Origin of the sequence: Sphingomonas tabacisoli, from assembly GCF_042678385.1 — a bacterium.
GTDB classification, from domain to species: domain Bacteria; phylum Pseudomonadota; class Alphaproteobacteria; order Sphingomonadales; family Sphingomonadaceae; genus Sphingomonas_B; species Sphingomonas_B tabacisoli.
The window spans coordinates 914,211-936,159 of record NZ_JBHUDY010000001.1 but is presented as its reverse complement, the minus strand read 5'-3'; the positions used below and the strand labels follow the sequence as shown (position 1 = coordinate 936,159).

19 protein-coding genes are annotated in these 21,949 nt (G+C 66.2%); 6 read left to right on the top strand and 13 right to left on the bottom strand.

What is annotated here, in order from left to right:
• Positions 1-3,063, bottom strand: coding sequence for a TonB-dependent receptor plug domain-containing protein (locus tag ACFSCW_RS05125; protein WP_380887557.1), 3,063 nt, complete (start codon positions 3,061-3,063; stop codon positions 1-3).
• 154 nt (positions 3,064-3,217) lie between these two features.
• On the opposite strand from ACFSCW_RS05125, the gene ACFSCW_RS05120 reads away from it, so the two are divergent.
• The 3 genes from ACFSCW_RS05120 to ACFSCW_RS05110 all read left to right on the top strand — a co-directional run bounded on the left by ACFSCW_RS05120 (position 3,218) and on the right by ACFSCW_RS05110 (position 6,757).
• The gene (locus ACFSCW_RS05120) at positions 3,218-4,996 is read left to right on the top strand and encodes an IlvD/Edd family dehydratase (RefSeq protein ID WP_380887555.1); all 1,779 of its coding nucleotides are present in this window, start codon (positions 3,218-3,220) and stop codon (positions 4,994-4,996) included.
• A 96-nt stretch (positions 4,997-5,092) separates the two neighbouring features.
• Positions 5,093-5,818 carry a GntR family transcriptional regulator gene (locus ACFSCW_RS05115; protein WP_380887553.1) on the top strand — a complete coding sequence of 242 codons (726 nt, stop codon included), beginning with the start codon at positions 5,093-5,095 and terminating at the stop codon, positions 5,816-5,818.
• Positions 5,819-5,905: 87 nt separating this feature from the next.
• Entirely contained in the window at positions 5,906-6,757 is an 852-nt protein-coding gene (locus tag ACFSCW_RS05110) for a fumarylacetoacetate hydrolase family protein (RefSeq protein ID WP_380887551.1), read from the top strand.
• On the opposite strand, the gene ACFSCW_RS05105 is transcribed toward ACFSCW_RS05110, so the two are convergent.
• From ACFSCW_RS05105 to ACFSCW_RS05050, 12 genes are read right to left on the bottom strand one after another with little or no spacing between them, the layout of a single operon-like run.
• Positions 6,754-7,815: a ComEC/Rec2 family competence protein gene (locus ACFSCW_RS05105; protein WP_380887549.1), complete on the bottom strand. Its 1,062-nt coding sequence runs from the start codon at positions 7,813-7,815 to the stop codon at positions 6,754-6,756. The two genes, ACFSCW_RS05110 and ACFSCW_RS05105, sit on opposite strands and share 4 nt — an antisense overlap.
• The gene (locus ACFSCW_RS05100) at positions 7,812-8,954 is read right to left on the bottom strand and encodes an aldose epimerase family protein (protein WP_380887547.1); all 1,143 of its coding nucleotides are present in this window, start codon (positions 8,952-8,954) and stop codon (positions 7,812-7,814) included. The genes ACFSCW_RS05105 and ACFSCW_RS05100 overlap by 4 nt, the downstream gene beginning before the upstream one ends.
• Positions 8,955-8,956: 2 nt before the next feature.
• On the bottom strand, positions 8,957-10,450 hold the full coding sequence (locus ACFSCW_RS05095) for a PQQ-dependent sugar dehydrogenase (protein ID WP_380887545.1): 1,494 nt from the start codon (positions 10,448-10,450) through the stop codon (positions 8,957-8,959).
• A 5-nt stretch (positions 10,451-10,455) separates the two neighbouring features.
• On the bottom strand, positions 10,456-10,782 hold the full coding sequence (locus ACFSCW_RS05090) for a c-type cytochrome (protein WP_380887543.1): 327 nt from the start codon (positions 10,780-10,782) through the stop codon (positions 10,456-10,458).
• 20 nt (positions 10,783-10,802) lie between these two features.
• Positions 10,803-12,704, bottom strand: a complete 1,902-nt coding sequence (locus tag ACFSCW_RS05085; RefSeq protein WP_380887541.1) for a pyrroloquinoline quinone-dependent dehydrogenase — start codon at positions 12,702-12,704, stop codon at positions 10,803-10,805.
• Positions 12,705-12,732: 28 nt separating this feature from the next.
• The gene (locus tag ACFSCW_RS05080) at positions 12,733-13,611 is read right to left on the bottom strand and encodes an MBL fold metallo-hydrolase (RefSeq protein ID WP_380887539.1); all 879 of its coding nucleotides are present in this window, start codon (positions 13,609-13,611) and stop codon (positions 12,733-12,735) included.
• The gene (locus tag ACFSCW_RS05075; RefSeq protein ID WP_380887537.1) at positions 13,608-15,257 is read right to left on the bottom strand and encodes an outer membrane protein assembly factor BamB family protein; all 1,650 of its coding nucleotides are present in this window, start codon (positions 15,255-15,257) and stop codon (positions 13,608-13,610) included. The genes ACFSCW_RS05080 and ACFSCW_RS05075 overlap by 4 nt, the downstream gene beginning before the upstream one ends.
• Positions 15,254-16,186 carry a c-type cytochrome gene (locus ACFSCW_RS05070; protein WP_380887535.1) on the bottom strand — a complete coding sequence of 311 codons (933 nt, stop codon included), beginning with the start codon at positions 16,184-16,186 and terminating at the stop codon, positions 15,254-15,256. Before ACFSCW_RS05070 ends, ACFSCW_RS05075 begins: the two co-directional genes overlap by 4 nt.
• Positions 16,183-16,668 carry an SRPBCC family protein gene (locus tag ACFSCW_RS05065; RefSeq protein WP_380887533.1) on the bottom strand — a complete coding sequence of 162 codons (486 nt, stop codon included), beginning with the start codon at positions 16,666-16,668 and terminating at the stop codon, positions 16,183-16,185. The genes ACFSCW_RS05070 and ACFSCW_RS05065 overlap by 4 nt, the downstream gene beginning before the upstream one ends.
• Positions 16,669-16,672: 4 nt before the next feature.
• The gene (locus ACFSCW_RS05060; RefSeq protein ID WP_380887531.1) at positions 16,673-17,578 is read right to left on the bottom strand and encodes a ThuA domain-containing protein; all 906 of its coding nucleotides are present in this window, start codon (positions 17,576-17,578) and stop codon (positions 16,673-16,675) included.
• A gap of 32 nt (positions 17,579-17,610) precedes the next feature.
• Entirely contained in the window at positions 17,611-18,366 is a 756-nt protein-coding gene (locus tag ACFSCW_RS05055) for an SDR family NAD(P)-dependent oxidoreductase (RefSeq protein ID WP_380887529.1), read from the bottom strand.
• Between the two features lie 38 nt (positions 18,367-18,404).
• Complete coding sequence (locus tag ACFSCW_RS05050) at positions 18,405-19,712, bottom strand: MFS transporter (protein ID WP_380887527.1); 1,308 nt, start codon at positions 19,710-19,712, stop codon at positions 18,405-18,407.
• A gap of 200 nt (positions 19,713-19,912) precedes the next feature.
• On the opposite strand from ACFSCW_RS05050, the gene ACFSCW_RS05045 reads away from it, so the two are divergent.
• Genes ACFSCW_RS05045 through ACFSCW_RS05035 form a run of 3 tightly spaced genes read left to right on the top strand, consistent with a single transcriptional unit; the run spans position 19,913 to position 21,899 of the window.
• Positions 19,913-20,758 (top strand): SDR family NAD(P)-dependent oxidoreductase, encoded by an 846-nt coding sequence (locus ACFSCW_RS05045; protein ID WP_380887525.1) that lies wholly within the window; start codon positions 19,913-19,915, stop codon positions 20,756-20,758.
• Between the two features lie 14 nt (positions 20,759-20,772).
• Positions 20,773-21,516, top strand: coding sequence for an SDR family oxidoreductase (locus ACFSCW_RS05040; protein ID WP_380887523.1), 744 nt, complete (start codon positions 20,773-20,775; stop codon positions 21,514-21,516).
• A gap of 29 nt (positions 21,517-21,545) precedes the next feature.
• Positions 21,546-21,899: a c-type cytochrome gene (locus ACFSCW_RS05035; RefSeq protein WP_380887521.1), complete on the top strand. Its 354-nt coding sequence runs from the start codon at positions 21,546-21,548 to the stop codon at positions 21,897-21,899.
• Positions 21,900-21,949 lie beyond the last annotated feature (50 nt).

Sequence of the window (21,949 nt, the reverse complement as noted above, 5' to 3'; positions counted from 1 at the left end):
TTAGAACTTCAACCGGGCGCCGACGACCACGTAGCGGCCGACAACGTCGTAAAGCGACTGGAAGCTCGGGTAGAACTCGGTCGGCTGGGCGTTGTTCTGCGGCGCGAACACGAAGTGATCGGTCAGGTTCGTGCCGGTCGCGAACAGCGTGACCTGGTGGCCATCGATGTTCAGATCGTACGAAATGTTCGCGTTCAGATAAGCCGCTGGGGCCAGATGGTTGTTGGTCACGAAGACGGTCGGCTGCTTCGTATACACCATCTTGCCGATGAACCGGACGTCGAAGCCGAAGCTCAACGGCCCTTCGGTGAGCTGCGCCGAAGCGGTCAGCTTGTCCCGCGGGATGCCGGTGCCGCCGCCGGCCAGCGTGCCGTCGAGGATCAGCGGCGCCGAGCTGGGGCTCGCCTTGCTGACAAGGCTCGGCGTGTGGTTGCCGATCAGGCGCAGATCGAGGCGGGCCGGCTCTGCACTGAATATCGATCCCATCGGAATGCGATAGTTCACTTCATAGTCGAGCCCGTAGGTCGTGAGCGCCGCCTGATTGAACGGCACCTGCGAGATCGTCGTCGGGAAGTTTGCCGGCGTCCGGTTCGAGAAGGGGAACGGGCGCGTGATGAACGAGCAGAGCACGTCCGTACCACCTGAATCTTCGCAACGCTGGTTGAGATCGGTGGTGCTGAGGCTGGTGATCCGATCCTTAATCTTGATGTGGTAGTAATCGAGCGAGACGCTGAAGCCGGGGAGGAATTCGGGCTGCCAGATCGCGCCAAGCGTGATCGTGTCGCCCTTTTCCGGCTTCAGGTTCTTGTTGCCCTGCTGCAGCGTGATGACGTTGGTGTTGGTGTTGGTGTGAACGTCGTTGAACGTGCCGCGCGTCGAGGAGACGCCCGCGAACAGCTCGTTCAGGGTAGGCGCACGGATGTCGCGCGAGATGGTGCCGCGGAAACGGAGCTGGTCGAACGGCGTCCAGCTGAAGCCCGCCTTCCACGCCCAGATGCCGCCCGAGACGCTGTAGTCGGTATACCGGGCTGCAGCGTTCAGATCGAGCGCCTGGAAGAAGGGCGTGTCGCGCAGGATCGGGATCGCGATTTCGCCATACGCTTCCTTGACGTTCTGCGTGCCGTGCGACGGGCCCTGGTTCGTCGAGTTGAACTGCAGGTTATAGACGTTCGCCGCGGTGCGCAGATTGGTCACGTCGATCGGCTTCGACGGATCCGTGTTGCTCGTCATGTTCAGATACTGGTGACGATATTCGGCGCCGACCGCGATGTTGACCGGGCCGGCCGGCAGATCGAACAGCGCGCCCGACAGGTTGGCGGCGAAGTCAGTCTGGCGCGAGACGACGCGGAACTTCGATTCCGTCTCGAAATAGGCGTAGGACGCCTTCGACGGCGAGCCGTTGCCGAACGGATTCCAAGGCACGCAGCCCGGGAACTGTCCCGGATTGGTGATCGTCACGCGGCAGACGATGTTGCCGCTGCTGTCGCGGACCGCGTCGAGCGCGGCGAACCAGCGGGATTGCTCGAAGTTGCCGGTGTGGCGGGCATGGAGGTCCGAGTTGCCATAGGAGCCGGTGACCGACCAGTTGAAGTCGGCGATCTTGCCCTTGAAGCCGCCTAGCACGATGGTCGACTTGTTGTTCTGGAACGCGACCTTCGGCGTCTGATCGGCCTCGACGCGGCTGGCGACGAAGCTCGCGATACCCTGCGCCCGCATCGCATCGGCAAAGGCCGTCGGCAGGAAGGCGTTGTCGTTGAAGATCTGGAAGGACTGGAACTGCGTGCCCGCCGCGACCGTCACGAACCGAACGTCGGAATCGGTGAAGCTGGTCTGCAGGAAGGCAGTGGTGTCGCCGCCCAGCTCATAGTCCAGCCGACCGAAGGCCTGCTTGGTGCGCAGCTTGCTGGTCAGCGTGGTGCCGAACGTGACGGCCGTGTCCGCGCCGCCGACATTGAAGTTCGGCGTGCCGGTCGGCGTGCCGAGATCGGCCTTGTAGAAGCCGGCTGTCGGGCTGAACGTGTAGCCGACGAGCGAGAAGGGCGACGTGCCGCTGCGGTTCGCCGCCTGGGTCGCGTTGCGGCCGGAGTTGACGAGCGTGCCGTAAGTGCCGTTCGCGAGCCGCACGTTGAACGTCGGCGTGAACGGGTTCTGTTTCGTGCCCGCCGCGCAGCCGCTCGCCGGGCAGCCATTGGCCACGGTGTTGGTGCCCTGACCCGGCGCATATTGGCCGACGTTGACCCAGCCACCCGTGAAATTGCCGCCGAACGGGCGCTCGCCATTGTTCGAGATGCCGGGCTGGTAGAAGTAATCGAGGCCGATTTCGACGTGCAGCCGATCGTCCGCGAAGCTGTGGCCGGCGGCGAGGCTGAACTTGACCTGGTGGTCGTCGCCCCGGCTGGAAATACCGTACTGGCCGGCGGCCTTCAGGCCTTCGAACTTGTTGTCGATGATGAAGTTGACGACGCCCGCGACGGCGTCCGAGCCATAGGCGGCCGAGGCGCCGCCGGTCACCACGTCGACGCGCTGGATCAGCGCCTGTGGGATGATGTTGGCGTCGACCGTGCCGGCATAGCTGGTCGGCGGCAGGCGCTGGCCGTCGAGCAGGACGAGCGTTTCGATTTCGCCGAGGCCGCGCAGGTTCAGATAATTACCCGCACGCGTCTCACGCGCCTGGCTGGACGTGACGTTGGAGCCTGAGGACTGGAAGAATTGCGGCAGCGTGGCGAGACCCGCCGCGATGCTTTCCGGCGCCTTCTTCAGCAGCTCGACGGTGCTGACCACGGTGACCGGCGTCGGCGCCTTGTAGCCGTTCGCGACGATGCGCGAGCCCGTGACGACGATATCGCCGTCGGAATTGGTCGCGCTGGGGCTGGCAGCGGACGCGGTCGGCGTGACTTCGCTTCCGGAAAGATCGGACACGGCGCCGCTTTGCGCGGTCGGCGCAGCCGGCGTCGTGACCTGGGGCGATTCGCCGGCCGGAATGGGAACGGTCTGAGCGTGCGCCGCGCTCCAGCCCGACAATGCCGTGGCAATCAAGAGTGCGGTCCGTGTGCGCTCCAACATCAGTGTCATCCTCCCCAAAGGCCCGTGTCCCATTAATTTGAGATCACTTTGGCTGGCTATTGCATACTGTATTCAGTCCGTCGATATAGCTGTCAAGAACGAAGTGGCGGTTGATCGTCAACCTGAAAAACGAATTGTTGAGGATAGTGTCGAAATGTCACAGGCGGGGAGGACGGAATTGCGGTCAAGGAATTGGTTCGCCAACGCCGACCGGCCCGACATGACGGCGGTATACCTCGAAAGATTCATGAATTACGGGCTGACGCCGGAGGAGCTGCGCTCCGGCCGCCCGATCATCGGCATCGCCCAGACCGGCAGCGACCTTACCCCCTGCAACCGCGTCCATATCGAGCTTGCGCGCCGTATACGGGACGGAATTCGCGATGCCGGCGGCATTCCGATGGAATTCCCGGTCCATCCCATTTTCGAGAATTGCCGCCGGCCGACCGCGGCGCTCGACCGCAACCTCGCCTATCTGGGCCTGGTCGAGATCCTGCACGGCTATCCGCTGGACGCCGTCGTCCTCACCACCGGCTGCGACAAGACGACGCCATCGGGCATCATGGCCGCCGCCACCGTCGATATACCGACGATCGTGCTGTCGGGCGGCCCGATGCTGGACGGGCATTTCGAGGGCGAGCGGGTCGGCTCGGGCGCGGTCATCTGGAAAAGCCGCAAGCGGCTGGCGGCGGGCGAGATCGACGAGGAGGAGTTTCTGCAGGCGGCCGTCGCCTCGGCGACGTCGGTCGGCCACTGCAACACGATGGGCACGGCCTCCACGATGAACGCCGTTGCCGAAGCGCTGGGGCTGTCGCTGCCCGGCTGTGCGGCGATTCCGGCCGCCTATCGCGAGCGCGGGCAATATGCCTATGCGACCGGGCGGCGCATCGTCGAAATGGCGCTTGAGGATTTGCGGCCCTCCCGCATCCTGGTGCGCGAAGCCTTTCTCGACGCGATCGCCGTGACCGCCGCGATCGGGGGCTCGACCAACGCGCAGCCGCACATCACCGCGATGGCGCGTCACGCGGGCGTCGAGATTACGACCGAGGATTGGCGGGAAGCGGGCTATCCCTTGCCCTTGCTGGTCAACATGCAACCCGCCGGCACCCATCTGGGCGAAGGCTTTCACCGGGCGGGCGGCGTTCCGGCGGTGATGTCGGAGCTGCTGAAGGCGGGCAAGCTCCACGGCGACCGGCTGACGGTAACCGGCAAGAGAGTCGCCGCCAATCTCGAAGGGCGCGAGGCCAGCGACCGCGACGTGATTCGCCCCTTCGATCAGCCGCTGATGGAAAATGCCGGCCTGCTGCCGCTGAGCGGTAACCTGTTCGACTTCGCGGTGATGAAAGTGAGCGTCATCTCGCCCCAGTTCCGCGAGCGCTATCTGATTCGGCCCGGCCATGAAAACTGCTGGGAAGGCCGCGCAATCGTGTTCGACGGCGGCGACGACTATCACCACCGCATCAACGACCCTGAACTGAACATCGACGAGGACTGTATTCTGGTGATGCGCGGCGCCGGCCCGATCGGCTGGCCGGGGTCGGCGGAAGTGGTCAATATGCAGCCGCCCGACGCGCTGCTGCGCCGCGGCATCAACAGCCTGCCGACGATCGGCGACGGACGCCAGTCAGGGACGTCCGACAGCCCATCGATCGTGCATTGCTCGCCCGAGAGCGCGGCCGGCGGGGGGCTGTCGTGGCTGCGTACCGGCGACGTGATCCGGATCGACCTGAACGCCGCACGCTGCGACGCGCTCGTCTCGGTCGAGGAAATCGCGCGCCGCAAGGCTGAAGCGCCGCCGGCCATTCCGGTGAGCCGGACTCCCTGGGAAGAGCTGTACCGGGCCAATGTCGGCCCGCTGGAAACCGGCGGCTGCCTGGAAATGGCGACGAAATATCGCGGCCTTTCGCGTGAACTGCCGCGGCACAATCATTGATGCACCGGGCAAGTATCCTGGCGCGAGACTTTCGGAAAGGAAGGCTGACGTGTATACCGCCGCAATGCGATCGACACTGGCTTGCAAGAGGACTCGATGACGGGCGCGGCCATGCAACATCTGAACGGCCTCGGCACGGAGCCGGCCGACGACGCGACGCCTTCGACGCTGCGCACGCACATGGTCAAGGTTCTGAGAGCCCAAATCCTGAGCGGCCGCTATCGGCCGGGCGAGCGACTGAACGAAAGCCAGATCGCGCGCGAGTTCCATGTCAGCCGTATTCCGGTGCGGGAGGCGCTCTCCCAGCTTCAGGAACAGGGCCTTGTGATGAATCACGAGCGCCGCGGAATGTTCGTCACGCAACTGAGCGACGACGAAGTGCAGCAGATCAACAGCCTGCGCATGGTGCTGGAAGCCGAGGCGCTGCGGCTGGTGCGCGCGCGGATGACGCCGGAACTGCTTGCCGAGCTGACCGAGCTGGTCGAGCAGATGGAAGCCTGGGACGGCCCGCTGATCGATGCGGCGGCGCTCGACCGCAAATTCCATGCGGTGATTTGGCGCGCGTCGGGCAATCCCTATCTGGAACGCACGCTCGAATCGCTGACCACGCCGTTGTTCGCGCACAAGGCGCTGGAGCATGTGAGCCAGGAAATCCGGCGCTGGCGCCTCAACCATCACCGCGCGCTGCTGGACTATGTCGCAAGCGGCATCGGCGATCCGCAGATGGCGCTGCTGACGCACCTGCGCATGGCCTATTCGGAGCCCGAGCGCTTCTCGAGCCTGGCCGTCACGGCCCAGCCCGATCCGCCAAAGGTTCACTAAAACTTTCCTGCAACCGAAGGCCTGACGATCTCCTGCGGCTTTGACGAGCCGCGGGCCGATAGGGGCTGCCCATAAAGGACGAGGGATATGAAGTTACTGCGTTACGGACCGCGCGGCGCCGAAAAGCCCGGACTGCTCGATAGCGAGGGGCGCATCCGCGACCTGTCGGGGACGGTTGCGGACATCGATCCGGCGGTGCTGGCGTCGGGGCTGGACGCGATCCGTCAGCTCGACCCCGCGACCCTGCCGCTGGTCTCGGGCGACGTGCGGCTGGCCGAGCCGGTCGGCAATGTCGGCAAGTTCCTCTGCATCGGCCTCAACTATCGCGATCACGCCGCGGAATCCGGCATGGCGATCCCGACGGAGCCGATCCTGTTCACCAAAGCCACGTCGGCGATCATCGGGCCCAACGACGAAGTGCTGATCCCGCCGACGTCCAGGAAATCGGATTGGGAAGTCGAGCTGGGCGTCGTGATCGGCAAGGAAGCGCGCTACGTTCCGCGCGAAAAGGCGCTGGATCATGTGGCTGGCCTGTGCGTGGTCAACGACTTGTCGGAGCGCGAATATCAGCTCGAGCGCGGCGGCCAGTGGGACAAGGGCAAGGGCTGCGACACGTTCGGCCCGTTCGGTCCCTATCTGGTGACGCTGGACGAGGTGGCCGATATCAATGCGCTTGGTCTGTGGCTGGAAATCAATGGCGAGCGGATGCAGACCGGCACGACCGCGGACCTGATCTTCGACGTGCCCTTCCTCGTCCATTACGTCAGCCAGTTCATGAGCCTGCAGCCGGGCGATATCATCAGCACCGGCACGCCGGCCGGCGTCGGCATGGGCATGAAGCCGCCGCGCTTCCTTGAGGAAGGCGACGTGATCACGCTGGGCATCGACGGTCTCGGCGAACAGCGGCAGCAGGTTCGCCGCAGCGTCTGCGGCGCCTAAAGGCCGCGCTTCGGATAGGTGATGCTGAAGCCGTTGCGCGGGTTGGTCAGCGTGACCGACCCGCCGCGGCTGACGCCGATGCGGAGCGGGTAACGCGCATCCTGTCCTTGCGGATTGGCGATCTGCGGTTCGGGCGCGTTGGCTGAGGGCGACCGCGTCGCGAAATGAACCTGCCAGACCGCGCTGCCCTGGGCGGTGAGGGTTGCATAAGTCGAGGGATCGGCGCCCTTGGTCGCCCCGTTTGCGATCGCGGCGGCGGTCGGGCGAACCGTCGCGATCAGGACGGGATTGTTGCTGTTGGCGGAGCCGTGATTGTCGGCGAGCATCAGGTCGACGGGCCCGATCAGATCGCGCGGGCAGACCAATTTCGCCTCCATCTCCCAGGTCGTGTCGGCAAGCGACAGCAGGCGGGCCTTTCCCCACGACGCGACGAAGCCGAGCGAGCGCGGATTCTCCTCGCCGCCAAGCTGCGCGTTCGGCGTCGCCTTGTCGCAATCCGTTCCCGGCGCGCCGGCGCCAGGCTGAGGACGTGCCGGGACGGCGCCATCGCTGTCGAGCGCCGTCACGACCAGCCCATCCACGTCGAGCCGGTTGCCGGGCCTCATCACCCGGTGCGGCCGCGCGCCGATCGCCGCGAGATAACGCGGATAGAGCGTCGCGGGCGCCGATGGACCGGGCCCTTTCCCGGGCTCCGGCCGCTCGCGATTGGGGCCGTGATCGATCACCGTGCCGACGGGAAATTTGCCGAGCAACTCGGCCGCCCCGCCCACATGATCGACGTGATAATGGCTGACCATCAGGTAATCGATCCGCCGCAGCCCTTCGGCTCTCGCGGTCGCGATGATGCGATCGGCACTGCTGGGACCCGGCTGACCGGGAGGTCCGCCCATGTTCGCGGGCCAGCCGGTATCGACCAACAGCGAGCGGCCGCCGGGCGTCACGTAAAGCGTGGCGGCACCACCCTCCACATCGATGACGATGACGCGCAGCAGATCGCGGTCGGCGGCGCCGGCGGGTGACGCCAGCGCCATGATGGCCGCTGCGGCCAGCTTCCTCACCGCGCCGGCTCTTCAGGGAAAGGCGTCGCATCGGTCGAGAAGGCATATTCCGTCGTCGACTGGAACACCTGCCCCGGACGCAGGACCGTGGTCGGGAAAGCGGGCTTGTTCGGGCTGTCGGGGAAGTGCTGCGTCTCGAACGCGATGCCGTCGCTCTGGCGCAGCGTGCGGCCGTGTGCGCCGACGATCGTGCCGTCGAGGCGGTTGCCCGAATAGATCTGCACGCCGGGCTCGGTCGTCCGCACTTCCATTTGCCGGCCGCTTTCCGGGTCTTGCAAGCGGACGGCGGTCCGCAGCGCCCCGGCGGGAGCCGGGTCGAGCACGAAATTGTGATCGATCCCCTGCCCGATCATCATCTGCGGGTCCGGCGAGAAAACCCGATCGCCGATGCGCGTGGGCCGCCGGAAATCGAACGGAGTGCCGTCCACGGCCAGGAGTTCGCCGGTCGGGATCTGATCGGCATCGGTCGGCGTCACCTTGCTCGCGAACACCTGCATGATCTGATTATAGACCGGGCCGGACTCGTCGCCGCCCAGGTTGAAATAGGTGTGGTTGGTCAGGTTCACGACCGTGGGCTTTGTGGTCGTCGCGCGATAGTCGATCCTGAGCACATTGGATTCGGTGAGCGTGTAGGTCATCCGCACGGTCAGCGCGCCGGGAAAACCATTCTCTCCGTCCGCGCTGACATAGCTCATCACCGCGCCCGCGGCGTCCGGCCGCTCGAATGTCTCGGCGGTCCACATGCGCGATGCGAAAGCGTTCGGGCCGCCGTGAAGAATGACCTTGTGCGCGTTGGCGCCGGCGATCGGGTAAAAGCGGCCGTCGAGCGTGAAGCCGCCGCCGCCGATCCGGTTAGCATAGCGGCCAACCACGGTGTTGAAGCTTCCCGCCTTCTCCCAGCCCGCGAAATCGGGGCGCCCGAGCACCACGCTCGCGATCCGTCCCTTGCGGTCCGACACTTCGATCGCGGTGATCGCGCCGCCGCGCGTCGAGAAGCGGACGGTCATGCCGTGCCCGTTCGCCAGAGTGATGAGACGAACGGCACCGTCGGGCGCCTCACCGAAAGGCGCGATGCTGGCGGTCGCCCCGTGCGCCGCGGCGGGGAAAGCGAGGGTCGCCGCGAGAATGGAAGTGCGCATCGTCAGTTCCCGTTGTTCGTTACCGGAAGAAGCCTGACCACGATGCCGGGAGACGGATCGGAGACGAGAATGCCCGTCCCGCGGCCGGTCGGCGCCTGCAGCAGCAGGTAGAGCAAGCCGTCGGGGCCCTGAGCGATCGCGCGCACCCGGCCGAACTGATTGAACACGACTTCTTGCGAGACGATTTGTCGGCCGTTCACTTCCAGCCGGCGCAATTGCTGGCCAACCAGACCGGCGACGAACAGGCTATTCTTCCAGCCCGGAAAGCGAGTGCCGGTGTAGAAAGCGATGCCGCTGGGGGCGATTGCGGGCGTGTAATAGGCGATCGGCGGGTCCATGCCGGGCGCGCTCTGCAGCGTGATGCCGGGCTGCCGCCCCATCGAGACGACGCCCCAGCCATAATCATGGCCTTTCTCGATCACATTAATTTCGTCCCCGCCCTCGGGGCCGTGTTCCGATTCCCAGAGCAAGCCGGTACGCGGATCGAAGGCGAGGCCTTCGGGGTTGCGATGGCCATAGCTCCAGATCGTCGGCACCGCGCCCGGCCGGCCGACGAACGGATTGTCGCGCGGCACGGTGCCGTCTTCGTTTATGCGGTGGATCTTGCCGAGCGGCGTGTCCAGCCGCTGGGCGTTTCTCATGTCGCCACGGTCGCCGAGGGAAAAGAAGACATGGCCCCGGCCGTCGAACAGAAAGCGGGTGCCGTAGTGGGAGCCGCTCGGCGTGTAGAGCGCGGTGGGCGCGCGGAACAGTTCCTGCGTCTGGCCCCAGCGGTTGTGCGCATCGAGCTTGCCGCGGATCAGGACGGTCATGGATGGCGGGCTCTCGGTCGCCGTCACCGGCCCCGAATAGCCGGGCGCCGCTTCGGTGTAGGCGAGATAGACCCAGCCGCTGTGAACTGCCACGTCCAGCATGCCGGCGTCCTGTCGCACCCAGGGGCGCGGCGTGCCGGCGACCGGATCGGGCAGCAGATGCCCCTGCCGGTCGATGATGCGCAGCGCGCCTCGCCGTTCGGTGATGAGCAGCCGCCCGTCGGGAAGGAAGGCGAGCCCCCACGGCACTTCGAAGCCACGCGCGAGCACCTGGACGCGGAAGGTCTGCTTCCGGCCATGGACGACCTGCCCATCGGGATCGGCGACATAGGGCGGCGCTTCGAACTTCGCCTTTGCCGGCGTCCGCATAAAGGCGACGAGCCGGGCGATTTCCTCGCTGCTCAGCATATCCTTGAAGGCGGGCATCTCGGTGCCCGGAACGCCGTTCGCGACGATCGTGCGAAGCTGGTCGTCGCTATGGCCGGACAGAAACGCGGCGCTTCGGAGGTTCGGGGCGCGGCCGCCGGAGAGATCGGCGCCGTGACAGCCCGAACACGTTTCCGCCACGACCTGGGGCGCGGTCTTGCCGGTGGCGGCGAAAGTTTGCGAGCGGCCTGGTCCGGCCGCAAGTCCGATCAGGGCGGCCACGCCCGCCGCAAACAGCGCCCCCTGCCCCGCCTTCATTCGCTCTATCCGTGCGGGGCGCTGGGAGCGGGCGGTTGCGCCGGAGCGGCCGACGCCGGGAAGTTCGTGCTCAGATAATCGACGATCTGGGCAAGCTCCGCGTCGGTGGCCTGGGCGCCGCGGCTGGCCATCAGGTCAACCGTCTCGGCCCAGGCTTGCTTGCTGAGCCGCTGCCGCGCGGCGACTTCCGGCGCATGGCAGCCGGAACAGACGCGCACCGTCACGTCATGCCCCGGACCTGCCGGAAGCACGGGCGCGGTCTGGCCCAAGGTTGCAGTCGCCGCACCGATGCCGATCGCGCCGGCGGCGCCCAGGAGGAACAAGCTACGCATGTGCATACCGACTGCTTTCTTCACGGAAGGCTGAAGACCACGACGGAATCGCTCGCGGCCTTGGCGCCGATCAGGCCGCCGCCAGTGGCGACGATGGCGATGTATTGCTTGCCCCCCACTGAATAGGTGATCGGCGTCGCCTGGGCCGCTGCCGGCAGCTTGTAGGTCCAGATTTCCTTGCCGGTCCGCGTGTCGAACGCGCGGAAGCGGGCGTCGTCGGTGGCGCCGATGAAGGTCAGGCCGCTGTCGGTGGTGATCGCGCCGCCCAGGCCCGGACGCCCGGTGTTCTGCTGCCCGGCGGGGAAGCTGTCGGTGACGCCCAGCGTCGTCCGCCAGGCGATCTTGCCGGTGTTCACGTCCACCGCGACCAGCTGGCCCCAGGGCGTCGGACCGCAGGGGAGATGGGTTTCCGGGTTCCAGAAGCGCACCGTGCCGGCGAGCGGCCCCGAGTTCACATAGGCGCCATCCGGCCCCTTCACGAGCCGCATCGGCTGCGCCAGATTGTTCACATTGGCGATGAACAGTCCGAGCTTTGGATCGAAGGTGCCGCCATAATAATTGACGCCGCCCTGCGTGCCGGGAAGCGACACGGTGTAGCGGTCGACTTCCAGCGGCGTGTAGACCGGGCCGAGCTTCATATTATTGTCGTCGACGAGCCGCTCGCAGAAGCTCTGATGCTCGGATACGCCCTTGTAGAGATTGTCGCGGCTAAGCGTGGTCTGCGCGAGCGGCTCGGGCGCGACGGGGAAAGGCTGGGTCGGCGAAAGCTGCTCGCCCGGCACGGAGCTCGGCGGCACTGGCCGCTCCTCGACGCCGAAGATCGGCTTGCCGGTCACGCGGTCCAGCACGAACATCAGGCTGTTCTTGTTGACCGTGACCAGCGCGGGAATGACCTTGCCGCCGCGGCGCACGTCGATCAGCGTCGGCGGCGACTGGGTATCCATGTCCCACACGTCGTGGTGCGTCGCCTGGAAGTGCCAGCGATACTTGCCGGTGGCCGCATCGACCGCGACCACCGAGCTGGAGAAGAGATTGTTGCCGGGCCGGTCGGTTCCGATGCGGTCGTTATTGGGCGCGCCGAACGGCATGTAGAGCAGCCCGCGCGCGGCATCGATCGTCATATAGCCCCAGACGTTGACGCCGGAGCGGTCCTTCCAGCTATCGCCGCCCCAGGTGTCGTGGCCGAACTCGCCTGGCCGCGGAACGGAGTGGAAGGTCCACACCAATTTGCCGGTGCGGGCATCCCAGGCGCGGGTGTCGCCCGCCGGGCCGCGGCCGCCACCATCGCCGCCGGGTCCTTCGCCCGGCCCGGCGCCGGTGATCACGAGATTGCGGTAGATAATCGGCGGGGACGGCAGGATGTAGGACTTGTCCATGCCCGTCGTCATCACCTCGGGCGTCCTCAGGTCGACAATGCCGCCCTTGCCGAAGCGCTTGTTGAGGGTGCCAGTCGCGGCATCGACCGAGATAAGCTTACCGTTGCGGGTGCCGAAGAACAGCGCTGCGGGATGGCCCTTCTCCCCCGGCCAATAGGAGGCGCCGCGCAGCGACGCCGTGTCCTGGTCGGGAAGTTCGAACACCCATTTTTCCGCGCCCGTGGCCGCTTCGAGCGCGACGATGCGACCATAGGGCGAAGTCAGGTACATGGTCGCGCCGATCACCAGCGGCGTCGTCTCGGCCAGCAGCCAGCGGCTGCTCGACGCCATCGGCGTGCCCGCCTTCATGTGATAGGTCCAGGCCTCCCGGAGCTGGCCGACATTGGCCGGCGTCACTTGCGTCAGCGGCGAATGGCGCTGACCGCCAAGATCGCGCCCGACGCTCGGCCAATCAGTGCGCGAAACGCTTTCCTGCGCGAACACGGGCTGCGCGGCCAGGCAGACAGCGGCGCCAGCAAGCAGCGCGCGCGTAACGGTCACAGACATCCAAACTCCCTTTTGCTTCGCCGGCTGGTCATGCGCCGCCCGCTTCAGTCCAAAGCCCATCCAGCCGCGCCGGCAGCCAGGAGCGTTCGTTCCAGGTCCAGCCGAGATCGTCCGTGCGGATCGAGGCGATCAGCCGGTCGCGCGGCACGCCCGTTCGCACCGCAGCACGCGCGCGATCGAGGAACGTCGCCAGCTTGGCGCGAAAGGCCTCGACGTCGCTGCGCGTCATCGGCGCGTCGCCGTGACCCGGCACGGCCAAGTCCCATTTGAGCTTCAGCGCGCTATCCAGTGCGGCGATCCAGCCCCGGATGTTCGCGCCGCCGGGATAGTCGAATGTCGGCGTGGCAGCGACGAGCAGGTCGCCCATCGCGATCACGCCGGCCGCCGGAAACAGGATCACGGAGTCGCCGTCGGTATGGCCGGGCGTCAGGTGATGCGCTTCGACGCGGCCGCGCATCATGACCAGCGAGAAATCTTGCGTGAACTGGAGATTGGGCGATGCCGGGCCGGGATTGCCGTCAGCCGGTGGCCGCATGGCCGCGAGCCGCCGGGCGAGCCCGTCCGCGCCGATCACCATCACGTTCGCGTCGATAAAGCGCTGGTTGTTGCCGATATGATCGGCATGGTGGTGGGTGTTGAACACTGCCAGCACCGGAAGCTTGCTGATCGAGCGGGCAGCGGCGACGAGATTGTCGAAATTGGCCGCGCCGCCAAGCTTGTCGTCGACGAAGATCAGGCCGTGATCGGAGACCCACACGGTCACGTTCCCGCCCGCGCCGGTGATCATGTAGCAATCGGGCCTGATCTGGCGGACCTGTAGCGGTTGCGCGGAGGCAACGGGAGCCGGCGCCGCGACGACGGGCTGCGCGGCCGCTGCCAACGCCAGGGCAAGCAGGCCCGGGATCATCGCTTCGCCGCTGCGGGTTGCCCGTCCGGAAGCGTCAGCGCGTACAGCGTGTCGCCCGCCGCCAGCACGACATACTGCTTGCCGTCCAGCATGTAGGTGATCGGGCCGTTCGACTGGTTCGCGGGCGCCTTGTAGTGCCAGAGGATGCGGCCGTCGGTCCCGCGATAGACGATGATGTTGTTCTGATCGTCGCCGGTGAAAAGCAGGTTGCCCGCAGTCGACATCAGGCCCGGCCCGACCGTGCTGCCGGGGCTGCCGATATTGGGATAGGGATGTTCCCAGACATGCTTGCCGGTCAGCGGATCGATCGCCATCAGGATCCGCTGGCTCTCGCCAAGCCCCCCTGACGGCCCGCCGCCATAGCCGGCCGGCTTGGGGCTGGTGTCGTACAGGTAATAGATGCTGAGGCCGCGGACGGTGTTGATGTAGAACAGCCCGGTCGTGTCGCTATAGGTCGGGTTGTACCAATTGGTCGGGTTGGTGTTGCCGATCGAGCCGGTGACTTTCGGATCGTTGTCGCGATCGGAAATCGGCTCGAGCGTCTTCGGGTTGACGCCTTTCACCCATTTCAACCCGTCCATATAGGGCGTCGACAGCAGCGGCTTGCCGGTCTCGCGGTCGATCGTGACCAGCCAACCGTTGCGGCCGCCATAGGTCAGCAGCTTGCGGTCCTTGCCGCCGATCTTGCGGGTGTAGATCAGCGGGACGTTGGTGCCGTCATAATCATGGGTGTCGTGCGGCATCGCCTGGAAGTGCCAGCGCAGCTTGCCCGTTTCGACATCCAGCGCGACGATCGAGGCGGTGTAGAGATTGTCCCCCATCCGCCCCTGCCCGGCATAGACAGGATTGGCGTTGCCGGTGCCCCAGTACAACGTCTTGAGCTCGGGATCGTAGGTGCCCGGCATCCAGGTGCCGCCGCCGCCGTGCGAGGCCGATTCCGCGTCCGGCCAGGTCTCGATGCCCGGCTCGCCCGCGCCCGGCGTCACATAGAATTTCCACTGTTCCTCGCCGGTTTCCGGATCGAGCGAGACCAGAAAGCCGCGAATGTCCATCGCGTCGCCGCCCACGCCGACCAGCACGTGATTGCCGGCCACGACCGGTGCCGAGGTCGAGAAATACTGCTTGCGCGCGTCGGCTATTTCCTTGCGCCAGCGCTCCTTGCCGGTCGCGCTGTCGAGGCAGATCACCCAATTGTCCGGCCCCATGAAATAGAGCCAGTCCTTGTACATGCCGACGCCGCGGTTGCCGACCAGATGGCCGCCCTTGTCGACCCATTTGTAGGTCCACAACCGCACGCCGGTCCGCGCGTCCAGCGCATAAACCAGGTTCGGCAGCGTCACGTAGAGGACGCCGTTCACCATCAGCGGCGTGCCCTTAATCACCGGCTGCGGCGCGCCGCGCTGGGCGCCGACATCGGCGAAGCGGGACGTCCAGAAGACTTGCAGCGCCTGCACATTGCGGTCGTTGATCTGATTGAGCGTCGAAAAGCGCCGGCCCGTAAAGTCGCCATGATGCGTCGGCCAGCTATCGACCGGCGGCTGGCCCAGCTTGGCCGCGTCGAGCGTGTTCGCCGGCGCGCTCGCGGCACTGGCGAGGGCTGCGGCCAGAACGGCGCCGAGCAGCGGGACGGTTCCGCGGCGGGTCATTTCAGGCCCCCGAGATACGTCACCAGATCGGTCATATCCTTGTCTTTCAAGCGGAAAGCGAAGTCCTTGTGCCAGGCGAGCGGGTCCTTGAGCGCGACCGTGACGCCTTCGCCACGCGCGAACGGCCGGACGGTGCCGTCGTCCTGGGTCAGCACCACGACGAAATCGTCGATCCTGGTGACCACGCCCTCGACCGTGCCGGCCGCGGTGGTGACGGTGGCACGGATCGCGCGCTTCGGATGATCCTCACGCGGCGGGAAGATCATCGCCCGCTGCAGATCGAGCGGGCGGATGCGCCCGCCGACGCCTTTCAGATCGCCCGTCACCGAATGGCATTGGACGCAGTTCTTCGCGAAATAGGCGGCGCCCGCCTTGGCGTTGCCGACCAGCACATTGTTGTTGTTCTGATAGGTGCCGCGATTGGCGTAATTCTCAACCTGCAGGTGCAGAAACTCGGCAACGTCGGTCAGGTCGCGATCGGGCGTGCCGGCGAACGGAGGCATGCCCTTGTCGGGCCGCCCGACTTTCAGGAACGGGACGAGCTTTTCGCCATGATCGTCGTCCAGGACTTGCGACGAATAGAGAAGGTTGGGGCCGATGCCGCCGCGCGCGTCCGGACCGTGGCAGCCGGCGCAGTTCTGCGCGTAGATCGGCTTGCCCCGCTCCGCCGCCGCCGCATCGGGCGCGACGCCGAGGCCAAGGAACGCACGCGTCGCCTCGGCGCTGGTCATCCGTCCGCCGGCGCGATTTCCGCCCGCCGGAGCGGCAGACGCGCCAGCCGGCTTTTGCACCGCGGCGGCCGCGTCGTCATCCGTGTTGGCAGGCCGCTGCGGCGATTGCTGCGCGAAGGCGACCGACACCGTCAGCAGCATCGCCGGCACCGCGACCAACAGCCGGCGATGGATCTTGTTGCTCAGGAAGCCGCTCACTTTCTCTCCGCCAATCTCTTCATTTCCTGGAGCGGCTGGACGAACCGCGTAGCGAGACGCGTCCGTTCGCTGGCCCGCACTGCATCCGAGGCGAGCGCCGACTGATCGTAAAAGATCGTGTAAGTCAGCCGCGTCTTGCCCTTGCCGACCGGATCGGCCTGCAGGGTGCCGTGATATGAAGTCGCGCCCATCGCGCCCACGGTCTGCCAATAGGTGTAGGAATGGGCGGTGCAGGCGACCATCGTCTCCATCGTGGAGCCGTTGAGCTTGCGCACGCTGCCGACATCGCCGGAGCCGGACACCTGCTCGCAGGTGACCTTGAGCCAGTCCGCGATCGCGCAATAGCCGCCGATCCGCGCCCAGGTTTTATCGAGCGGCCGGTCGACCACCACGTCGTTCCGGAACACCACATAATCGGCGGCCGCTGCCGGCTGCGCGAGCAGCGGCAGGACAGCGGAGATCAGCGCAACGCGCAGCCGCATCGGCTCAGCCGTTCCGGCCGGGCCGCGCCGGCGCTTCGGGCTGTTTGTAGTCGACGAGCTCGTCGACCGGATGGTGCGCGGCCCATGAGATTCCACGCAACAGCATCGCCTGTACCTGCGGGTTGGCGAAGTTGGCGTATTCATGCCCCTGCATCCAGACGAACGCGCGCGCCGGCTTGCCGCCGGGGAGAGTGTGCTCATAGGTCCAGATCTGCGGCACGACCTGACCGACGCCGCCGCCCGTCCGCGCGCTCGGCGTGGCGTCGATCACCGTGGTCGCGAGCACATGGATTTTGGGGCTCTGCGCCCAGGTCATCTTGTAGAAGGATTCCTCGGGATCGAGCGTGATCTCGGTCATGCCCTTCATGATCGGCGAGTTGCGGTCGACGATCGTGTACGGCACTTTCGCGTCGAGCGTGTAGTTGACTTCGCCATGCTTCTTGCCGCCGCCGACATAGCTGGCCATCTCCGCCGGGTCCGGTCCGCACAGCGCGTCGTGCAGCATCACCAGCCCGCCGCCGCGCTTGACGAAATCGTGCAGCGCCGCGCGCTCGGTCGCGGTCATGAAGCCCATGTCGCCCTTGTAGACGACCATCACATCGGTGTTCGCGAGCTCTTCAGCCGTCGGCGCGTGGAGCGATCCGTCGACCACCGCGCCGTGCATCGTCAGCAGCTTGCTCCAGTCGGCGAGGAACTGCGGATAATCGTGCTGGCCCGGCATATGGGTCTTGAGCCCGGCGCGGATGTAGATGTGCATGCCGGCCAGGTTCTGGCCGGGGATGCGGGGCTTTTCCGCGCCCGTTGGAACGCCGTTCCTGTCGACGCCGGCAGCTGGCGGCTGCGACCCAGCCGCCGTCACCAGCGACGCCGCGCATGCAAGCGCGCCCAACACCATCAGCTTTTTACGCATGCGCATACCTCTCCGATTGTTCGTGTGGATCGTCACTTCGCGGTCCAGCCGCCGTCGATGGTGATGTCGGTGCCCGTCACGAAGCCGGCGAGGTCCGAACAGAGATAGCAGGCGAGCGCGCCGATCTCTTCGACCTTGCCCCAGCGCCCGACTGGCAGGTTGGCGAGGAACTGCGCGTTTGCGACGGGATCGTTCATCACCGGAGCGTTCATTGGCGTTCCGAACGGGCCGGGGCTCATTGCATTCACAGTGATGCCCTGATCGGCCAGCTCGAGCGCAAGCGCCTTGGTGAAGCCCAGCAACCCGGCCTTTGCCGAGGAATAGGCCGTCCGGGCCGGCAGCGAGACATGCGCCAGCATCGAGGCCAGATTGATGATCCGGCCATAGCCGGTGCCCTGCATCCCCGGCACGAAGGCGCGGCAGGCGAGGAACGTGCTGATCAGGCTGGAATCGAGCACGCTGCGGAACTCGGCGAGCGAGAAGTCGACCAGGTTCTTGCGGATGTTGGTGCCGGCGCTGTTGATCAGGATCTGCGGGTTGGGGAAGCGCGCATTCACGTCGTTGGCCAGGCGCGCGACGTCGTCCTCATTGACCAGATCGGCGGTGAAGGTCGCCGCGGTGCCGCCCTTTGCGGTCAGCGCCTCGGCGAGCGCCCGGAGCTTTTCGGCATTGCGCGCGACCAGCGCGATCGACGCGCCTGCGTCCGACAGCGCGTGCGCCATCGCCTCGCCGAGGCCGCCGCTCGCGCCGGCGATCACCGCCGTCTTACCCGTCAAATCGATCTTCAAATCACATCACCTTGGTTGTTGGGCGCGCCGGTGGCGCTTCAGGGTTGCAGGCTTTCCTCGAGCGCGACCGGGCCTTGGCGCGCGCTCCGCTCCGCCGACGGATCGAGCAGGATCCAGAGGATCGCGCCGAGTGCGGAGAAGACGGCCATGAGCTGGAGCACCTGGTTCCAGTTATTGCCGTTGTGGGCGAGGATCACGCCCGCCACCACCGGCGCGATGAAGCCCGAAAAGTTCGCGAACATGTTCATCGCGGCAGAGACGGTTGCCGTGTAGCTCTTGCCGACCTCCACGCACGAGTTCCAGGAGATCGGGACGGTCAGATCGCCGCAGAAGCTGATCGCCGCCATCATCGCGATCACGATCGCAACGTTCGAGACGTGCGGCACAAGTAGGAGCAGAACCGTGACCGCGGCAAAGGCGCCGACCGCAACCCAACGGCGCGAAATGCGCACCGGGAGCAGGCCGCTCACCAGCGACCCGAAGCCGCCGAACAGCAGCGGCAGTACGGCCAGGCCCGCCGTCGCCGCCGCGCTCTGGCCATGCGCCTCGCGTAGATAGGTCGGCAGCCAGGTCACGAAGAAATACCAGACATAGGACCAGCAAAAATACTGGGCCATCAGCATCAGCGGCTTGGGGCGAAAGAGAAACCGGAACCAGCCTTCCGAATGTTTGTGCGAAATCAGCGCCTGCGACTCTTCGAGCAGGGCGAGTTCCGCTGCATTCACGCGGGGATCGTCGCGCGGATTGTCGCGGAAGCTGCGCAGGAACGCGGCGCACCAGACCACGCCTAGCAGCGCGAAAGCGACGAAGCTCCAGCGCCAGCCGAACAGATTGATGCCGAACAGGGCGAGCGGCGGCGTCACGGCCCCGCCCCAGCGCGTCGACGCCCACATCAGCGCCTGCGCCTTGATGCGCTCGCCGCGCGGCAGCCACTGGCTCAGCATGCGCGTGAGGTTCGGAAAGCAGCCCGCCTCACCGGCGCCGAACAGGAACCGCACAATCCATAGCGAAGTCAGGTTCCAGGCCGCCCCGGTAAGCGCCGTGAAGGCGGACCAGGCGAGCACGACCTGCGCCAGCACGCGCCGGACGCCCATCTTGTCGCCGAACAGCCCCATCGGGATTTCGAACAGCGCGTAGGAAAGCCCGAACGCACCCAGCACGGCGCCGAGCTGCTGCTTGTCCAGATGAAGGTCGGCGGCAATCGGCGTCGCCGCCTGCGAAATCGCGACCCGCTGGATGTAGGACAGGATCGCGAGCGACAGCGCGAAGCCTACCACGCCGTAGCGCACCTTGGTTGGCACGAGGCTGCGCCGCTGGTCAGGTGTCAGGCTGGCTGATGGCGGCATTTCACTCAAGTTCCATTCCTCCCCACACCGGCGCTCAATCTTCAGTCGAGTCTGCCTTGCCTGCAAATCTGTATACTAAATGCAGATTGCGGGTTGTCAATCGACCCGCTTACCGGCATTCAAAGGGCAATCGCACGGCTTCGCTTCTGAATTCAAATGCTTTGAAAGCGCAAGTCAGACTGTATGCAGATGGAGGGGTAATGGCTGATATTGCGCCGAATTCGGAGTTGGCTGTCCAGCGTTCGGGCAGCCTGAAGGGCGCGGTCGCGCTAGTGACCGGCTCCGGGCGCGGGCTGGGCCATACGATTGCAGAGAAGCTCGTCAGCCTTGGCGCCGACGTCGCCGTCCACGACATCGACGAAGATGCGCCGGCCCAGTATGGCGAAGGCCCCAATCTCACGGCGGTCGCAGCGGCGCTCGGTTGCGGAGGCACGCGCACGATCGGCGTCACCGGCGACGTGACCGACGAGGAAGCGGTGGCGAATATCGTGCGCCAGGTCGAAAGCAGGCTTGGGCAGGTCTCGATCCTGGTCAATTGCGCGGGGGGCGACATCGGCGCGGCCGGCACCAAGCCCAACCCCAATGGCGCGGTCGACATCAGCATGGCGGATGCGATGGCAGTCTTCAAACGCAACTTCATCAGCACGATGCTGATGTGCCGCGCGGTCGCGCCCGGCATGGCCGCCCGCAACAAAGGCGCGATCGTCAATTTCGGATCACTCAACGGCCATCAGGCGGTCTCGCCCGAAGTCATCTATGGCTGCGCCAAGGCCGCGATCGTCCATTACACGCGCTGCCTCGCGCTGGAGATGCGGCCGGCGGGCGTGCGCGTGAACGTCGTCAGCCCGGGCCCGGCCAAGACCGCCCGCTTCCTCGCCACCCGCACCACCGATCCCAAGATGATGGAGGAAGGCCCCTCGCTCGACCGCTATGCCGTCCCGGGAGAGATCGCCGACGCCGTCGCCTTTCTGGCATCGGACCAAAGTCGATTCATCAGCGGCCAGGTCCTGCGGGTCGACGGCGGCATTGGCCTCTACGCGGCCTGACGGAGCATATTCGAATGTCGAACAGACTTGCCGGAAAGATCTGCCTGGTCACGGGCGCGGCGCAAGGCATCGGGCTCGCTATTTCCGAGACCTATCTGCGCGAAGGCGCGACCGTCATCGCAACCGACCTGCAGCAAGATAAACTGGATGTCGCCTTTGCGGGCGAGGGCAGCGTGCGCACCGCGCGCATGGATGTGACCGACGCCGACGAAGTGGCGCAGGTCGCTGCGGCGCATCCGGATGTCGAGGTGCTCGTCAACTGCGCCGGCTGGGTCGCCAATGGCACCATTCTCGACGGGTCGCTTGCCGATCTCGAGCGCAGCTTCTCGATCAACGTCATGTCGATGGCGAACACCATTCGCGCCTTCCTGCCCGGAATGCGCCAGCGCCAGCGGGGATCGATCGTGAACATCGCATCGGTCGTCTCGTCGGTGATGCCGGCCCCCAACCGCTTCGCCTACGGCACCAGCAAGGCGGCGGTGATCGGCCTCACGCTCTCGGTCGCTCGGGACTTCGTCACGGAAGGCATTCGCTGCAACGCGATCAGCCCCGGCACGGTCGACAGCCCTTCCCTCGCCGAGCGCCTGCGCGCCCAGGGAGACGAGGCGGCGGCACGCGCTGCGTTCGTGTCCCGCCAGCCGATGGGGCGGATCGGCACGACGCAGGAAATCGCCGAAGTGGCGGTGCTGCTCGCGTCCGACGAGGCGCTGTTCATGACCGGTTCCAACATCGTCGTCGATGGCGGCATGAGCCTTTGACCTTTTCGGCCCAGCTTCGGAGTTCTCTCATGTCGTTCGCCAAGACCCTCGTCCTCTTCGCGCTCGCCGGGACGGCCGGCGCCGCGCAGGCGCAAGTCGATCCCAGCTTCGCGTCCTGCGCGGCCTGCCACTCGACCAAGGCCGGCGAGAACCGGCTGGGGCCGAGCCTCGCCGGCGTGGTCGGCCGCAAGAAGGCGTCCGTCGCGGGCTTCAATTATTCGCCGGCAATGAAAGCGCAGCAAGGCGCCTGGACGGCCGCCAGCCTCGACGCTTTCCTCACCGCCCCGACGAAGGCCGTGCCCGGCACGCGCATGATCTTCCCCGGCGTTCCCGATGCGAAGAAGCGCGCCGCGCTTATCGGCTATCTGAAAACCTTGAAATAGCGCGAGCGGCTACCGCCCTCCCCTGTCCCCACGCAATTGCGGCCGATGCG